The organism is Lewinella sp. W8, assembly GCF_004375085.3.
Taxonomy (GTDB): Bacteria; Bacteroidota; Bacteroidia; order Chitinophagales; family Saprospiraceae; genus Neolewinella.
Map to the genome: position 1 here is coordinate 33,392 of NZ_SNAQ03000014.1, position 14,545 is coordinate 47,936.

The 14,545-nt window shown below is 58.0% G+C and carries 12 protein-coding genes; 4 read left to right on the top strand and 8 right to left on the bottom strand.

All coding sequences use genetic code 11. From position 1 onward, the window contains the following. Positions 1–88 precede the first annotated feature (88 nt). The 4 genes from E1J53_RS15515 to E1J53_RS15530 form a co-directional block, all read right to left on the bottom strand. Positions 89–559, bottom strand: coding sequence for a hypothetical protein (locus tag E1J53_RS15515; RefSeq protein ID WP_134273288.1), 471 nt, complete (start codon positions 557–559; stop codon positions 89–91). A 441-nt stretch (positions 560–1,000) separates the two neighbouring features. Next, positions 1,001–1,318, bottom strand: a complete 318-nt coding sequence (locus tag E1J53_RS15520) for a hypothetical protein (protein ID WP_216650061.1) — start codon at positions 1,316–1,318, stop codon at positions 1,001–1,003. After that, complete coding sequence (gene polA / locus E1J53_RS15525) at positions 1,318–4,137, bottom strand: DNA polymerase I (protein WP_134273289.1); 2,820 nt, start codon at positions 4,135–4,137, stop codon at positions 1,318–1,320. Before polA ends, E1J53_RS15520 begins: the two co-directional genes overlap by 1 nt. A 33-nt stretch (positions 4,138–4,170) precedes the next feature. Then, positions 4,171–4,803: a hypothetical protein gene (locus tag E1J53_RS15530; RefSeq protein WP_134273290.1), complete on the bottom strand. Its 633-nt coding sequence runs from the start codon at positions 4,801–4,803 to the stop codon at positions 4,171–4,173. 443 nt (positions 4,804–5,246) lie between these two features. Here E1J53_RS15530 and katG point away from each other — a divergent pair, with 443 nt between their 5' ends. Both katG and E1J53_RS15540 read left to right on the top strand, forming a co-directional pair. Next, positions 5,247–7,421 (top strand): catalase/peroxidase HPI, encoded by a 2,175-nt coding sequence (gene katG, locus E1J53_RS15535; RefSeq protein WP_134273402.1) that lies wholly within the window; start codon positions 5,247–5,249, stop codon positions 7,419–7,421. 138 nt (positions 7,422–7,559) lie between these two features. Further along, positions 7,560–8,210 carry a hypothetical protein gene (locus tag E1J53_RS15540; protein WP_134273291.1) on the top strand — a complete coding sequence of 217 codons (651 nt, stop codon included), beginning with the start codon at positions 7,560–7,562 and terminating at the stop codon, positions 8,208–8,210. 11 nt (positions 8,211–8,221) lie between these two features. Here E1J53_RS15540 and E1J53_RS15545 read toward each other — a convergent pair whose 3' ends face one another. From E1J53_RS15545 to E1J53_RS15555, 3 genes are all read right to left on the bottom strand, one after another. After that, complete coding sequence (locus E1J53_RS15545) at positions 8,222–8,545, bottom strand: hypothetical protein (RefSeq protein ID WP_134273292.1); 324 nt, start codon at positions 8,543–8,545, stop codon at positions 8,222–8,224. A gap of 498 nt (positions 8,546–9,043) precedes the next feature. Then, positions 9,044–10,867: a 4Fe-4S dicluster domain-containing protein gene (locus E1J53_RS15550; protein WP_253931863.1), complete on the bottom strand. Its 1,824-nt coding sequence runs from the start codon at positions 10,865–10,867 to the stop codon at positions 9,044–9,046. Between the two features lie 48 nt (positions 10,868–10,915). Next, complete coding sequence (locus tag E1J53_RS15555) at positions 10,916–12,271, bottom strand: NAD(P)/FAD-dependent oxidoreductase (RefSeq protein ID WP_134273293.1); 1,356 nt, start codon at positions 12,269–12,271, stop codon at positions 10,916–10,918. Positions 12,272–12,609: 338 nt separating this feature from the next. Here E1J53_RS15555 and E1J53_RS15560 point away from each other — a divergent pair, with 338 nt between their 5' ends. After that, complete coding sequence (locus tag E1J53_RS15560) at positions 12,610–13,098, top strand: hypothetical protein (protein ID WP_134273294.1); 489 nt, start codon at positions 12,610–12,612, stop codon at positions 13,096–13,098. A 35-nt stretch (positions 13,099–13,133) separates the two neighbouring features. Further along, positions 13,134–13,703, top strand: a complete 570-nt coding sequence (locus tag E1J53_RS15565) for a hypothetical protein (protein ID WP_134273295.1) — start codon at positions 13,134–13,136, stop codon at positions 13,701–13,703. A 6-nt stretch (positions 13,704–13,709) separates the two neighbouring features. Here E1J53_RS15565 and E1J53_RS15570 read toward each other — a convergent pair whose 3' ends face one another. After that, positions 13,710–14,435, bottom strand: coding sequence for a hypothetical protein (locus tag E1J53_RS15570; RefSeq protein ID WP_134273296.1), 726 nt, complete (start codon positions 14,433–14,435; stop codon positions 13,710–13,712). Positions 14,436–14,545 lie beyond the last annotated feature (110 nt).

Genomic DNA, 14,545 nt, shown 5'->3' on the forward strand with positions numbered 1-14,545 from the left:
CACCAGGCAAGTCTTTGGCAAAAATTTTTCGTGAGATTATGATGCTGCCCCCCCGGAACGAACCACCGGAGGGGCTTTTTTCGGTGATTTAGTAAGAGTTTTTGAGGACAAAAATATTTCCGTTCACCGTCACTTTATCTCCGTTATGCTTGCCCTTCAGGGCCTGAAACAGCGGACTGGCGGCCGAAATCCCGTGGTAATGCACGCCATCCACCACAAAATCTCCGGCGGGAACGGCCACGAAGAAGTTTCCGCGATCCGTTTCGATGATGTCCCCCAACTGCACTTCCCCCGTTGGCTCAATGGATTCAATTCCCCGGAGCAGGGTAATGTCATTTTGCAGCGCCTCCACCACGGAAGAGCGCGCTTCTACCCGATCCAGGGACTGGCCAACCTTCCCGTCATCGAATACGTGATCCGGGTCTTCATTAGATTCTTCTGCGCTTTCGAGGTCACTGTTCTGGGCCTCCATCATGTTTTTGTAGGAAGCCTCCTTTTCGTCAAGCAAATGCTTTACGATTGCCCGCTTGATGGCAATTTGTTTTTCGGTTAATTTCATAACTACGTAAGGTTTTTGGTTAATGATCTGACCGTAAGTCCGGTACCAGGCGGGGCACTTTTATCCTACCCCGACTTTATCCTGGCTAGCCAAATTATACCTTATTTACGCAGCCCACCTAACCACTGTTCGCCTTTTTGGGACGATAAGATAAATATTGAGAAAAATCATTCCACAACGAACATCCGGTCATCTGCATCCGTATCAAGGACAAACCAAAGATGATAAAACGCACTACTTCGGGCTACTTCAAGTAGCTCGTGAAGTGCACCCAAGCTAACCTAACCCGGTGGAACCGGGGCTTCGTCCTCGGGGCGACTTGACAAATCGCGACAGTTTCACCGGGTGAAACGGTACTCGAAAGATTTAAGGTCATGTCTTTTGCTGGGTTTTTGGTTAATTTTTGGGCAGGTCGGCAAGCGCTGACTTGCCCTTTTTTTATTACCGCTGCTTCGCCACCCAGGCCACGTGGCGGGCGATGCGCTCATCCGCCATCAATAATTCCAGGGTATGGTAATCCCGGGCCAACTCCTTTTCGTCGGGGATGATCCGGTGGATTCCCCGGTGACACATCCGGCAGACCATAATCGTTCGACTCACCATCTCCTCCCGGGAGTACCGCTTGGCAAAATACCGCTTGCGGTGCACCGCCCGCGGAATGAGGTGATGCTCCGTCAGGGGCTTCTCCCGCCCGCACATGGCACAGGTTCCCTCGGGACCCTCACTGTGTTGTCCGTACTTTTTTCCTCGCCTGGCCATTAGTGGGCCTCCAGCCAGTTATTTCCCCGTCCGGTTTCTACCACAATGGGGACGGAAAGATCGTCCAGGGCCTCCCGCATCAGTTTTTCGATGAGCGGCACCACCGTGTCTACCTCATTTTTTGGGGCATCGAAGACCAATTCATCGTGCACCTGCAGAATCATCCGGGTGCGGAAATTACCTTCCGCCAGTGCGGCGTGAATCCGGATCATGGCGACCTTGATCATGTCGGCGGCCGTTCCCTGGATGGGGGTGTTCATGGCCATGCGCTCGGCGTTGGAACGCGCCAGACTGCTGCGACTGTTGATGTCCCTTAATCCGCGCTTCCGTCCCAACAGGGTCGTAGCGTAGCCGTCCTCCCGGGCACGGTCCACCGTGCCGTTCATGTAGGCCTTCAGCCCCGGGAAGCGCTCGTAGTATTGCTTGATGAGCTGACTGGCCTCCGACCGGCTGATCTCCAGTTCCTGGGTGATCCGGTTGGCCCCCGCTCCGTAGAGGATGGCAAAGTTGATGGTCTTGGCCTGATACCGCTGCTGGCGGGTCACCTCTTCGTAGGGAACGTCAAAGACCAGCGCTGCCGTCGCGGTGTGGATATCCTTTCCGCTCCGGAAGGCCTCCAGCATCTTTTCGTCTCCACTCAGGTGCGCTACCAGGCGCAGCTCGATCTGGCTGTAATCGGAGGCCAGCAGGATGTGCTCATCGTCCCGCGGCACGAAGGCCTTGCGGATTTCCGCCCCCTCCGGCGTACGCACCGGAATGTTCTGGAGGTTAGGGTTGTTACTGGACAGCCGTCCCGTTGCCGCAATCGTCTGGTTGAAGGACGAGTGAATGCGGTTGGTGGCCGGGTTAACCAGTAGCGGCAGGGCATCCACGTAGGTGCCCAGCAATTTACTCAGGCTGCGGTGCCGCAGGATGGATTTGACGATCGGGTACTCGGCACTGAGGTCCAGCAGGGTCGCTTCATCCGTCCGGTATTGGCCGGTCTTGGTCTTGCTGCCCTTGTAGGGAATGGCCATGCGCCCGAAGAGGATTTCTCCGATCTGCTTCGGTGAACCGATGTTGAATTCCGATCCGGCCTTTTCGTAAATCTCTTTTTCGATGCTTTGCAGTTCTGCGGTGAGCACCTTGCTGTATTCCCGGAGGAAATCCACGTCGAGGTTAACCCCCTCGAGTTCGATGTCCCGCAGTACGGGGATCAGGGGAGCCTCCACCGTTTCGTAGAGTTCCCGCAATTCTTCCTCCTCGATTTCCGGCCAGAGTGCACGGTGTAGTCTCAGGGTGATGTCGGCGTCCTCACAGGCGTAGTCCACAACTTTGTCTACGGGAACCTGTCGCATGCTGAGTTGCTTTTTCCCCTTCCCGATCAAGGTTTCGATGGATACCGGTCGGTAATTCAGGTAACTCTCCGCCAGGTAATTCATGTTGTGGCGGCGCTCGGGGTGCAGCAGATAGTGCATTACCATGGTATCATAGAGGGTACCCTTAACCGTGGCGCCGTAGCGCTCCAGGACGATCATATCGTACTTGATGTTCTGCCCGACCTTTCCGGTCCGCTCGTTGGCCAGGAGGGGGGCAAATTCGGCGACGATCGCTTCGGCTGCCGTCCGGTCTTCCGGGACGGGCACGTAGTAGGCCACCCCTTCTTCCCAGCTGAAGGACATTCCGACCAGTTCGGCCAGGTTCGGGTCCACGCTCGTAGTCTCGGTATCGAAGGCGAATAGGTTTTGCGCGCTGAGGGCCTTGACCAGCGCGGTACGCTGCTCGGCCGTTTCCGCCTTGCGGTAGTCCTGCTCCGTATTGGTGATGTTGTGATCCGCCACGGCGTGGGCCGGGGGTGCGGACGGCTTTTTGGGCGCGGACGTCCCGACAGCTGTCGGGACCGCGTTCGCGCTAGCGGCAAAGAGGTCTCCCTGCTGGCCGGGCATCGGTTGGGCGGCCTGCCCGAGGATTTCGTTGGCCAGCGTCCGGAATTCCAGCTCCCGGAAAATGTCCGTCAGGTGCTCCCGGTCGAAGGGCTCGATGACGTATGCCGCTTCGTTGAACTCAATCGGCACCTCAATTTCGATGGTCGCCAGCCTCTTACTCAGCAGGGCCTGTTCCCGAAACTCCCGCAGGCGTTCCTGGTTTTTCCCCTTGATTTCGTCGGTATGCTCCAACAGGTTTTCCAGGGAGTCGTACTGCTGGATAAACTTGGCGGCCGTTTTGGGGCCGATGCCGGGAACGCCGGGGATGTTGTCTACTTTGTCTCCCATCAGGCCCAGCATATCGATGACCTGCAGGGGGTGTTTAATGTCCCATTTCTCCTTGATTTCCTCAACTCCCAGGATGTCCACGCCATTCCCCTGCCGACTGGGTTTGTACATGTAGATGCCCTCTTCGACCAGCTGGCCGTAGTCCTTGTCCGGGGTCACCATATACACCTCGTAGCCCTGGCGGCGAGCCTGCTTGGCGAGCGTTCCGATCACGTCGTCCGCTTCGTAATTATCGATGACGATGATGGGAATGCGGAATCCCTGCAAAATTTGGTGGACGTAGGGGAAGGCCACCACGATATCTTCCGGGGTTTCTTCCCGGTTGGCCTTGTAGTCCGCCGCGATTTCGTTGCGGAAGGTGGGACCGCTGGGGTCAAAAACGACGGCAATGTGGGTGGGGCCCTGGTTCTTCATGAGGTCCCACAGGGTGCGGGTAAAGCCCATCATCGCCGAGGTATTGACGCCTTTGGAGTTGATCAGCGGTCGGTTGATGAAGGCAAAGTGCGCGCGGTAAACGAGGGCGTGTCCGTCGAGGAGAAAGAGTTTTTTATCGGTTGCTTCAGGCATGGGGTAAAGGTAAGGGAAGTCCCCTTACCCGGCTTAGGCGTAGGTCCAAAAATCGTCTTCGTCCGGAGGGAGTCGTTCCTGCAGCAGAAAATTGACGTCGAGCCCGAGCTGAATGCATATTCGCATCAGGTGATCGACCCGCCCGATCCGCTGCCCGAGGGCCCGTAAATCCGCTCCGAAATCCAGCACCAGGTCCGGGTGTTGCTGCCGCAGCAACTTGTAAATTTTGATGACCCGCTTGACGATATATTCGCAGAGGGTGTAGGCCTTACCCCAACTAGCATCCATTATCCGCTGACCGTGCAAGGCTAAAGCTTCGTTCAACATTGTGAGATTGAGGGCAATTTCTCCGTACTTATCCTTGGTGGCTTTCACGTGACGGTTGATGTCTCCGCTGAGGGCACGCAAATCCATCAGGAGATAACCAGGAGAGTAAAAGTCTTCGGCTTCGTCACGCAGCTTACGGAGGATACGCTGCTCCAGTGCTTCCCGGCGGTCGTCCAGGCTGTCGCTTTCTTCCATAATCTCAAAGCGCAACTTTTCCACCAGCTCGGGTTCTTTGGCCAGGAGGCGAAAGAGAAGCTTGTCCTTTTCCTGGTGCGTCAAGTCGGAGATGGCTGCTTTGAATTCCTTATCCAAACTGATGCGACGAGATCTTCTGGGCATGGGCTTTCTTTTCCACCAAGGTAGAGGATAATCCTTCAATGTCCATCGGCTGGAATGTTGATCAACGGCATGGTCGTCACCTAATCTTCTGTTGCCCTTGCCCCCGGCAATCACCCGGCACCTGCGCCCCGCGCCCAATTGAATTTCGTCCGGAACACTCCCATCATTTCACCCGAGTTCTTGCTCCGGGACCACCCAATTTCGTGTACCAACATCGGCACCCCAAAATACTGGCTCCCGCCCCAATTTCAATCCTGACAAAAATCAGTGAAAAATCCCCCGCCTCCATTGAACCAGCCTCCCCTCCTTGCATTCTCTAGAAGAAGCATTAATCCAACGAAGGTCCTGTCCTTCTCATCAGTAAAACCTATCAATTAGTGGAAAATAAGAAGCACCCGAACGGTAAAGTCTGGGACGTTAACGATTCCAGCCGCTGCCCCTTCATGGGCGGAGCGCTCAAGTACACCGCCGGAACCGGTACGTCTAACCGCGACTGGTGGCCAAATTCCCTCAATCTCGACATTCTGCGTCAGCACTCTAACCTCTCCGACCCGATGGGAGAGGACTTCGACTACGCCGAAGAATTCAAGAGCCTTGACCTGGCGGCCGTTAAGCAGGACCTGACGGATTTGATGACCGACTCTCAGGACTGGTGGCCCGCGGACTACGGCCACTACGGTCCGTTCTTCATCCGCATGGCCTGGCACAGTGCGGGCACCTACCGTATTTCTGACGGCCGCGGTGGCGGCGGTGCCGGCACCCAGCGCTTTGCGCCCCTGAACAGCTGGCCCGATAACGCCAACCTGGACAAGGCGCGCCTCCTGCTCTGGCCCGTTAAGCAGAAGTACGGCCGCAAACTATCCTGGGCCGACCTGATGATCCTGGCCGGTAACGTTGCGCTGGAATCCATGGGCTTCAAGACCTTTGGTTTCGGTGGCGGCCGGGAGGACGTCTGGGAACCGGAAGACGATATCTACTGGGGAGCGGAAGGCGAATGGCTCGCCAACCAGCAGCGTTACGCCGAAGGCGGTGAGCTGGAGCAGCCGCTGGGCGCCACCCACATGGGTCTCATCTACGTGAACCCCGAGGGCCCCAACGGCAACCCGGACCCCGTAGCGGCCGCCCACGACATCCGCGAAACCTTTGGCCGTATGGCCATGAACGACGAGGAAACCGTAGCCCTGATTGCCGGTGGCCACACCTTCGGTAAAACCCACGGTGCGGCGGACCCCGCCAAGTACGTGGAGGCCGAGCCCGCCGGCGCCGGCATCACGGAGCAGAGCCAGGGCTGGAAGAACAACTTCGGCACGGGTAACGCCGAGTATACCATCACCTCCGGCCTGGAGGGCGCCTGGACGACCACGCCCGCCAAGTGGAGCCACGACTACTTCAAGCACCTCTTCGAGTTCGACTGGGAGCTCTACCAAAGCCCCGCCGGCGCCCACCAGTGGCGCCCCAAGGACGGCGGCGGTGCCGGCACCGTGCCCGACGCTCACGACCCCGAGAAGAAGCACGCTCCCTTCATGCTCACCACGGACCTTGCCCTGCGCATGGACCCCGCGTACGAAAAAATCTCCCGCCGTTTCTACGAGAACCCCGATGAGTTCGCCGATGCCTTCGCCCGGGCGTGGTTCAAGTTGACGCACCGCGATATGGGCCCCCGCGACCGCTACCTCGGCGCGGAAGTTCCCGAAGAAGTACTGATCTGGCAGGACCCCGTCCCCGCCGTGGATTACGACCTGATTGACGAAGCCGACGTCGCTTCCCTGAAGCGGCAGATTATGGCCAGTGGGCTGACCATCGGTCAGCTCGTCAGCACCGCCTGGGGCTCCGCGGGTACTTACCGCAACTCCGACAAGCGCGGGGGTGCCAACGGCGCCCGGATCCGCCTGGCTCCCCAGAAGGACTGGGCCGTGAACAACCCCGAGCAGCTCGCTTCCGTACTGGAAGTGCTGGAGAGCATCCAGGGGCAGTTCAACGACGGACGTAGCGACAACAAGCGCGTTTCCCTCGCCGACCTGATCGTGCTCGGCGGCTGCGCCGCCGTGGAGGAAGCCGCTAAAGAAGCCGGCTACGACGTGACCGTCCCCTTCACCCCCGGCCGCACCGACGCCAGCCAGGAACAGACCGACGAAACCTCCTTCGCCGCCCTCGAGCCCAACGCCGACGGCTTCCGCAACTACCTCGGCACCGGATTCAGCGTTTCGGCGGAGAAGATGCTCGTTGACCGCTCACAGTTGCTGTCTTTGACGCCCCCCGAGATGACCGTCCTGGTGGGCGGTATGCGGGTGCTGGACGCCAACTACGACGGCAGCAGCCACGGGGTCTTCACGGATCGCCCCGGTAAGCTGACCAACGACTTCTTCGTCAACCTACTGGACATGGGCACCACCTGGCGCGCCATCGATGAGGAAGACGCCGTATTCGAAGGCGTTGACCGCAAGACCAACGAAGTGAAGTGGATCGGTACCCGCGTGGACCTGATCTTCGGCTCCAACTCCGAACTCCGCGGCATCGCGGAGGTCTACGGATGCAACGACGGCGCCGAGAAGTTCGTGCACGACTTCATCGCCGCCTGGAACAAGGTGATGAACCTCGATCGCTTCGACCTGGCCTAATCCGGGTCCGAAACCATACCGACCTAGTAACGAGAGGCGGCCCGCTTGCGGGTCGCCTCTTGTCGTTGGACAAATAGCTTTTTTTCAACAACTTAGTGCTTCCGCTATTTACTTTCCCGAACCCCTACTCCCCCGTCCATGAAAAAGCGCTACCAGTGGATCAACCACCTCCTCAACTTCATCGCCGTTATCCTGGGGGTTTACCTCGCGTTTTTCATCAATGACCGGGCGCAGGCTTCTGCTGAACGCAAAGAGAGAGACTTGCTGGTGGCGTCCATGATCACCGAGCTGGCCTCCGACGTGGAAACCTTTGAAGACTACCACATTCCCGTCAACCGGGAGCAGGTGGCGGGGCTGGACAGTATTCTTACGTTTCTGACGGAGGGCAACATCGAAAGCCTCAACCGGAAACTGGGCATCGTGATTCAGGTCGAGAATTTCTCCCCCAACACCTCCGTGTACGATTCGATGAAGTCGTCCGGCAAGGTCAAACTGTTTGCGAACCCGGCTCTGCAGAAGGCGTTGAGTGATTTCTACGACGGCACGGTCCTGGAGTGCAAGAGTAAAAATCAGGTGCAGGGTGATTTCTTCCTCGGGGAAGTCATCAAGTGGCTGATCGCCAACGCCGACCTGACGGAGATGGTCGTACTCAACGAAGGGGAGCTGGTTCCCCTGAAGAATACGCTGGTCATCTACCAATCCCTGATCCGGGAAAAGGTGGCCCACTACGAACTTATCGTGGAAGAGTCGCGGGCGTTGATGGGGGCTTTGCAGACGATTGGTCGGTAGTATAAAGCGCCTTACTTCGGCTCCAAACTCATCACGTAATCGTAGCTCTCGTTGAGGTATTCGGCCAGTTTATCGAGGTCTTCCAGCATGGCTTCGGGCACCAGCACGTAGCCGCGCATCGTGGCGTTGTAGGAAGTAAAGTGGGTGGAGGGCCAGGCTTTGAAGTAGGCCTCCTGCACTTCTTTAGAGAAGCGGATCCCGATTTCTCCGGCTTTATTCAATTGGGAAAACATGTGTCCGTTGGCCGAGGTGTAGGGCATCGTTTTGCCCTTGCGCGCAAAGCGCGGGCAGCGGGCAATCAATTCGTCGTAAAGCTTGAGCCGTTGTTCGTACATGATGCGGGTTGCTGGAATACATCACTAAGGTAGGGGCTCCAACCGAAGCGGGAAAGGGACGTCTTTGAGCCACCGAAGGTCATGGCGCCCTTCCCGATTACCCGGCACCTGCCCTCCGTGGCCAACATTTTTTTGCCCCGGCGGGTGAAGCGAAGCGGAATACTGGGCTCAGCCGGTGCGGGTGCAGAGCATAACCCAAGGGGCCAGGTTCACCGGTTGTCGCGTGAACTCGTGGTGTCGACTTTTCCCGTTTGCTTAGTTGGGCAAGTCCAAAAGTCGACCACACCAGCAAAGAAAGTGAGAATCGAAAAGACTAATCAATCGCTTACGTTAGCGGGGAGCATCCCGGCTACCTCGGGTCGATCGGATTTGCCTTTAAGCTATTCCAGCTGGCCAGACGGAGAAAAGTAACATTCCTTACCCCGTTTAGCAGATACCACCAACCTAGCGCCAATGCCCCTCCCCCTACATCAAACATCAAACACCACATTTCAAATATCAAAGAATCCCCACTTCCTCCCCCTCCCGGATGTGGATGACCCGCTCGGCGGCGGCGCGCTCACTGATGTCTTCGCTGCTGTTCTCCAGGCGGAGTACACCCCGCGGGCACACGGCCGCGCACACCCCGCAGCCCACGCAACTGGCCCGCACGATATCTTGCCCCCGCTGGGCGTAGTGGCGCACGTCAATGCCCATTTCGCAGTAGGTGGAGCAGTTACCGCAGCTGATGCACTGACCGCCGTTGGTGGTGATGCGGAAGCGGCTCTGGAAGCGCTGCACCAGGCCGAGGTAGGCAGCCAGCGGGCAACCGAAGCGGCACCAGACGCGGTTACCCATCAGGGGGTAGAAGCCCGTCCCGACCACGCCGGCGAAGCCGGCGCCAATGAGAAAGCCGTACCATTTCTGCACCTTACCCGTCTCGAAGCCGAGTACCTGACTGCTGCCTCCGAAGTAGGAATACAGCGTCATGCCCGTCATCACGACGGCGGCCACCAGCACCCCGTGGATGATCCAGCGCTCAAATTTCCAGGCCCGCAGGCTTTTGTCGCTGAGTTGCCGGAAGGGGTCCCCCATGGTTTCCGCCAGTCCGCCACAACCACAGACCCAGCTGCAGTACCAGCGCTTGCCGACGAGGTGCACCATCAGGGGCACGCCGACGATGACCAGCAGAATGCCCCAGAAGAGCATGAAGAGCCCCACTGCACCGGCACTCTGGAACTGGTCCAGCTGCCAGCCGAAGAAGAAGTCGTAGTCCAGTGGCCAAATATTTTTGAAGTCGTACCAGGGCTTGTTGAGCGCCACCAGAATTTCCGGAATCAAGAAGGCGAAGGCCGTCTGGAAGAACATCACCGAGCCCGTGCGCAACATCTGGTACTTGTTGTGTCGGTACTTGGAGATCATCCGGACCCCCATCACGAGGATGATGAAGGTATACATCAGTCCGTAGAGGAACCACTGACTCGCACCGTTGCCACTCAGCATACGGGAAATCGGATCCACCATGTGTACCCAGGCCACGATGTGGTGGCTGGCCCAGTAGAGCAACACGTAGAAACCGATCAGGTAGATCCCGAAGAAAATGCCCAGGTAACCGCTGATGCCCTCCGGCCCCGCATCGCGGGGCTCCCGCCCCCACGAGCGCTGTACGATCAGCACCAGTAAAAGAATGAGCACGGCGATGCCCGCCGTCACCGCGGGCCAGAAGTAGCTGTCGTCCATGTAGGACACCCCGTAGGCCAACACGCCAATGACCGTGGCGGTCACGAAGAAGGTCCGCCAGCTCAGGTCCAGCCCCTTGGTGAGCTGATTGTGGTAAATGTGATCGTGCTTGATGCCCGCCGGGGCACTAAACTTCGGGATGATGTAAAGCAATCCGCCCAGCGCCCCGAGGCCGATCGTGAGCAGGAACCACATCCAGGGATTACTGACCACCGGACCGACGGAAGCGGTCTTGGTCCAGTTGGTGATTTCGCTCTTGAACTTCCAGTCGGGCAACTCCACCTCCCAGCGTTGCTTTCCCTCCGGCACGCCGTTCTCGTCAATGTCCCGGTTGATGATGAACTGGGCGTTGGAGTAGGTTTGCTTCAGCGCCCGCTCGAGGCCGAAGGTGGTTTCGTAGGCCTGGTCCAGCACGCCCGTCTGACTGGCCGCCATCCGGAGCGCCTCCTGATGGAGTTCCGACTCAAAGGGGCCCAGCAGAGCTTCTTCGGTGAGCTGGTAATCGTCGATTCCCGGCATGGCCGTGAAGATCAGTAACGCCACCGCGAAGAGGGCGAGACCAAGGTACTGGAGCGTAGATTTCTTAGTGCTGGTAGAAGGCATGGAGGGGGAGGGTGGAGGATGAAGGACTGAGGATTTAGGATTCAGGGTTTAGGATTGGCCACGGCGACGGAGGAAGCGGATGGCGGCGGAGAGGCCGCGTTTTTGCTTCAACTGGAGGTTATTGCCCGTCTGCTGGTTGTACAGCTTGACGACCTCTTCCTCATACTCTTCGTAGAATTCGGGATCAAAGTTGGCCAGACCGAGATTTTGCAAGACCGTTTCCACGTGGGTGTTCTCGCGGATCCACTTCTCACACACTTCGTGGCGGTAGCGGATGCCCATCAGGTTGAAGCCCCGGACGGTGCCGTCACTTTCCTCGTAGTTGATGCGCACGGCCTTCTCGCCGTCGTGGTGTTCCCAGTAGAGGGTGGCCAGTCCCTCCCGGCCTTTGGCCGGGACTTCCCCGTAAACCTGGTACTCCAGGTCCAGAAACTTGGCGGAGTTGAACCAGATGCCGGGGTCGTAGGCGTGCTGGCGGCCAAGGACGTTGTAGGCGACGGTCTCGCCCATCATGCGGCCGGTGTACCAGATGGCCTCCACGGGGCGGCGGCCCGGCCGCGGCTCCTGAATTTCGGCGCAATCGCCGATGGCGTAGACGTCGGCCACGGAAGTTTCCAGGAAGCCGTTCACCTTGATGCCCCGCCCGAGTTCCAGGCCGTCGGCATCCCGCAGGAAGTCGATGTTCGGGTGAACGCCGGCCGTGAGGCCGACGTACTGGCACTCAATGCGCTCGCCATCTTTGGTGGTCACGGCGCCGGCGGCGCCGCTGCCGTCATCGTGGATGGTGTCCAGTTCCGTATTCTCCCGCAAATCGAATCCGTGATGACGGATGTGCCGACTCACCATCCGGCTTTCTTCCGGCGGCAGTGCACCGCTCCAGTAGCTGGGCTCCCGGATCAGGATGGTCACCGGGATGTGGCGGCTGTGCAGCATCTCCGCCAGCTCAATCCCAATCAATCCGCCCCCGACGATCACTCCTCGCTCAATCTCGTGGGTATGTTCTTCGAGGTACTGCAGGTCCTGGGCGCTCACCATGCCCCGTACCCGCTCCAGGTCCTGCCCCGGCCAGCCAAACTTGTTCCAGGTGGAGCCCACGGCCAGCACCAGTTTGTCGTAGGGCATCGTGGTGCCGTCGCCGAACTTGAGTTTTTTCTCGGTCGTCAGTACTCGCTCGACGTAGGCCTTCTTCAGCTCGATGCGGTTCTTCTCCCAAAAGAAGGGCTCGTAGGGCATCAGGTCCTCCCACCGCATGTGGCCCATGTAGGCGTACATGAGCGCGGTGCGGGAAAAGAAGTATTCGGTTTCGGCGGAGATGAGCGTAATCTGAACGGCATCGTCAAGCTTGCGCAGCCAGCGGGCTGCGGTTACTCCGGCGATCCCGTTGCCAATAATGGCGACGTGCATAGTGAGCGGGGGTTTTCGATTGGGAAATTAGGGCTTTGAACGCAGAATGGGGAATTAAATTGACCGTCCGGACCCAGACTGTCGTAAAAGGACACATTACCGGGTCTCCTCACCATACCGCAGCCGGGAGCCGTTTGCGCAAAGCCTGGATTTGCTCCCACCCTCCCCTGATCCGTGCCCTCTCCCTGGTCTTTCATCCACGCCAAGTGGCGATCCGTCCATAATTATCGTTCCTAACCACCACGGCCCCCTACTTTGGAATCCTATTGATTATCCGTACAGCCTTCTTTTTGCGACTTTATTGATCTGCTGCTTTTTAACCCCAAACTAGAATTACCATGAAACCTGTCTATCTGTTACTTCTGGTCTTAATCGCCATCGGCTTTTTTGCCTGCGAACGCGACCTCCTGGAACCTTCTCAACCCGTAGCCCAGTCCGAAGACAAAGTTCTGGGGACCAATGAGCTGGCGGAATTTTCCGCCCGTCTGGCGGACATCAACCTCTTCGATGAATCAACCCATACGGACCCCAGCCACTACGGCGCGGGAGAGGTTCGTCTTTTCATCGACGAGGCGGGAGACCTGGCCCTGGATTTCCTCACCGAAAACCTGATGATTTCCAGCGCCGACGTAGCAGACCCCGCGGACTTGCTGCCCACCAGAGCCTGGCATTCGACCATTGAGCTGCTTTTTGAACCCAACGAGGAGAACCGCCTCCGCCACTGGCTCATCCAGAATTTCAAAGGAAGCCAATCCCTGGCCCTGCGGATCGCCCTACGGGAAAACGGAACCATCTTCTTCGCCGGCCTTGCCGAGCGGGCGGCCTGAGGCCGCCCCTTTACCCGGCATAAAACCCTTTACCCATGCTCAAGTCTTACCTGTCCCTACTGATGCTCGCCTTCACGGGCCTGTTCACCGGCAGCTGCACTTCCGAACTGACGCAAGAGCGTTCCGTTGAAGCGCCCGTACTGACCGCCCTCCGGGCGGATGACCTGAGTGCCTTTCAGGAAGTCCTCATCCAACTGGATTTGTACACTCCCGAAGCCTCGGAGCCGTTTATCGCCGACTTTGGACTCTTCCGCACCCCCGCCGGGAAGGTGGACGTTGGTCTGGGCGGCGTGCGGGAGTACGACCTCAACCGGCAGCTCCGTGGCCAGGACCCCTGGGTCGACGACCCGACACTCCCCCTACGAGCTAAGGAATTTAGCCAGGAGCTCGAAATTTCCTGGCACCCGGACAGTGCCGAAGAAGTGGAGCGGTGGTTACTGGAACACTTTACCGGCGCCAATGGCCTCGATCTTCGCATCTCCACGGAGCGGAAAGGAAAGATGATCCTTTCCGCCCGCGAGCGCCCGCAGATTGCCGAGGAAGTGGATGTCCTCGACCCCATTTTCTTCCTCGCCGTGGCCCTCTTACCCTCCGGGGAGGAATAACGACGGCTATTTTCCGTCACCCCCCATCGTGAGTTCTAACTCAACCTCCAGCTCGAAGTGCACGGGAATCACCTTCAGTTCCTCCTGCACTCCGGGGGTTTCGTGCCCAGAGAGCCAACCGATGATTGCGGGTCCCTTATACGTATAGCCAGCCGCCGGAACTTCATAGTTGGCCTCCAAAAAATAAAAGGAAAAACCATCAAGGTACTGCTCAGCCTTACGGAGGAACCCTTTCCTCATACCGGCATGCTTTCTGAGACCATGCCCAAAAGCAACGATCAGGTAGGCCGCAGAGTCAACCTTATTAACCGAATACTCAACATTGAAGGTTGTCACCAGGGGGTACTGTTTGCAGTCAGCACAGTTAAGGCGGTAATCAAACAGGTCCTCCAACCCCCGGCAAATGCCCAGGCCCGGATTATTCTCCGCATTAACTTTCGCCGACCCCTGTTTTAGTACGTTCCCCTTTCCGTCAAGCAGAGTTAGCTGCAGTCGATGCCGTGTCGGACTGGGCCTTTTCAAGTCTTCCAACCTATACTGCAGGATAAAATCACTCGCGTCCGTTCTTTCACCGTAGTTAATGAAGGCACGAAAACCGCTGCGTTCCAGGTTGTCCCGGAGCATCAGGTCGTAGTCGCCCGGTGCGCCCGGACTAAAATCAATCCGCACGCTTTGCTGGGCGGTGAGCATGCTGGTCAGCAACAGAAAGCAGAGCAATTGGAGGGTTTTCATGACGTTGTGTTTTGCGGAATCGGCCGTAAGCCGATCCTTTTTTAGTGGTATTTACCCTTCGATTGCATCTGCTTAAAAATCTTACCACTGCCTTCAAAAAATAATCAGGG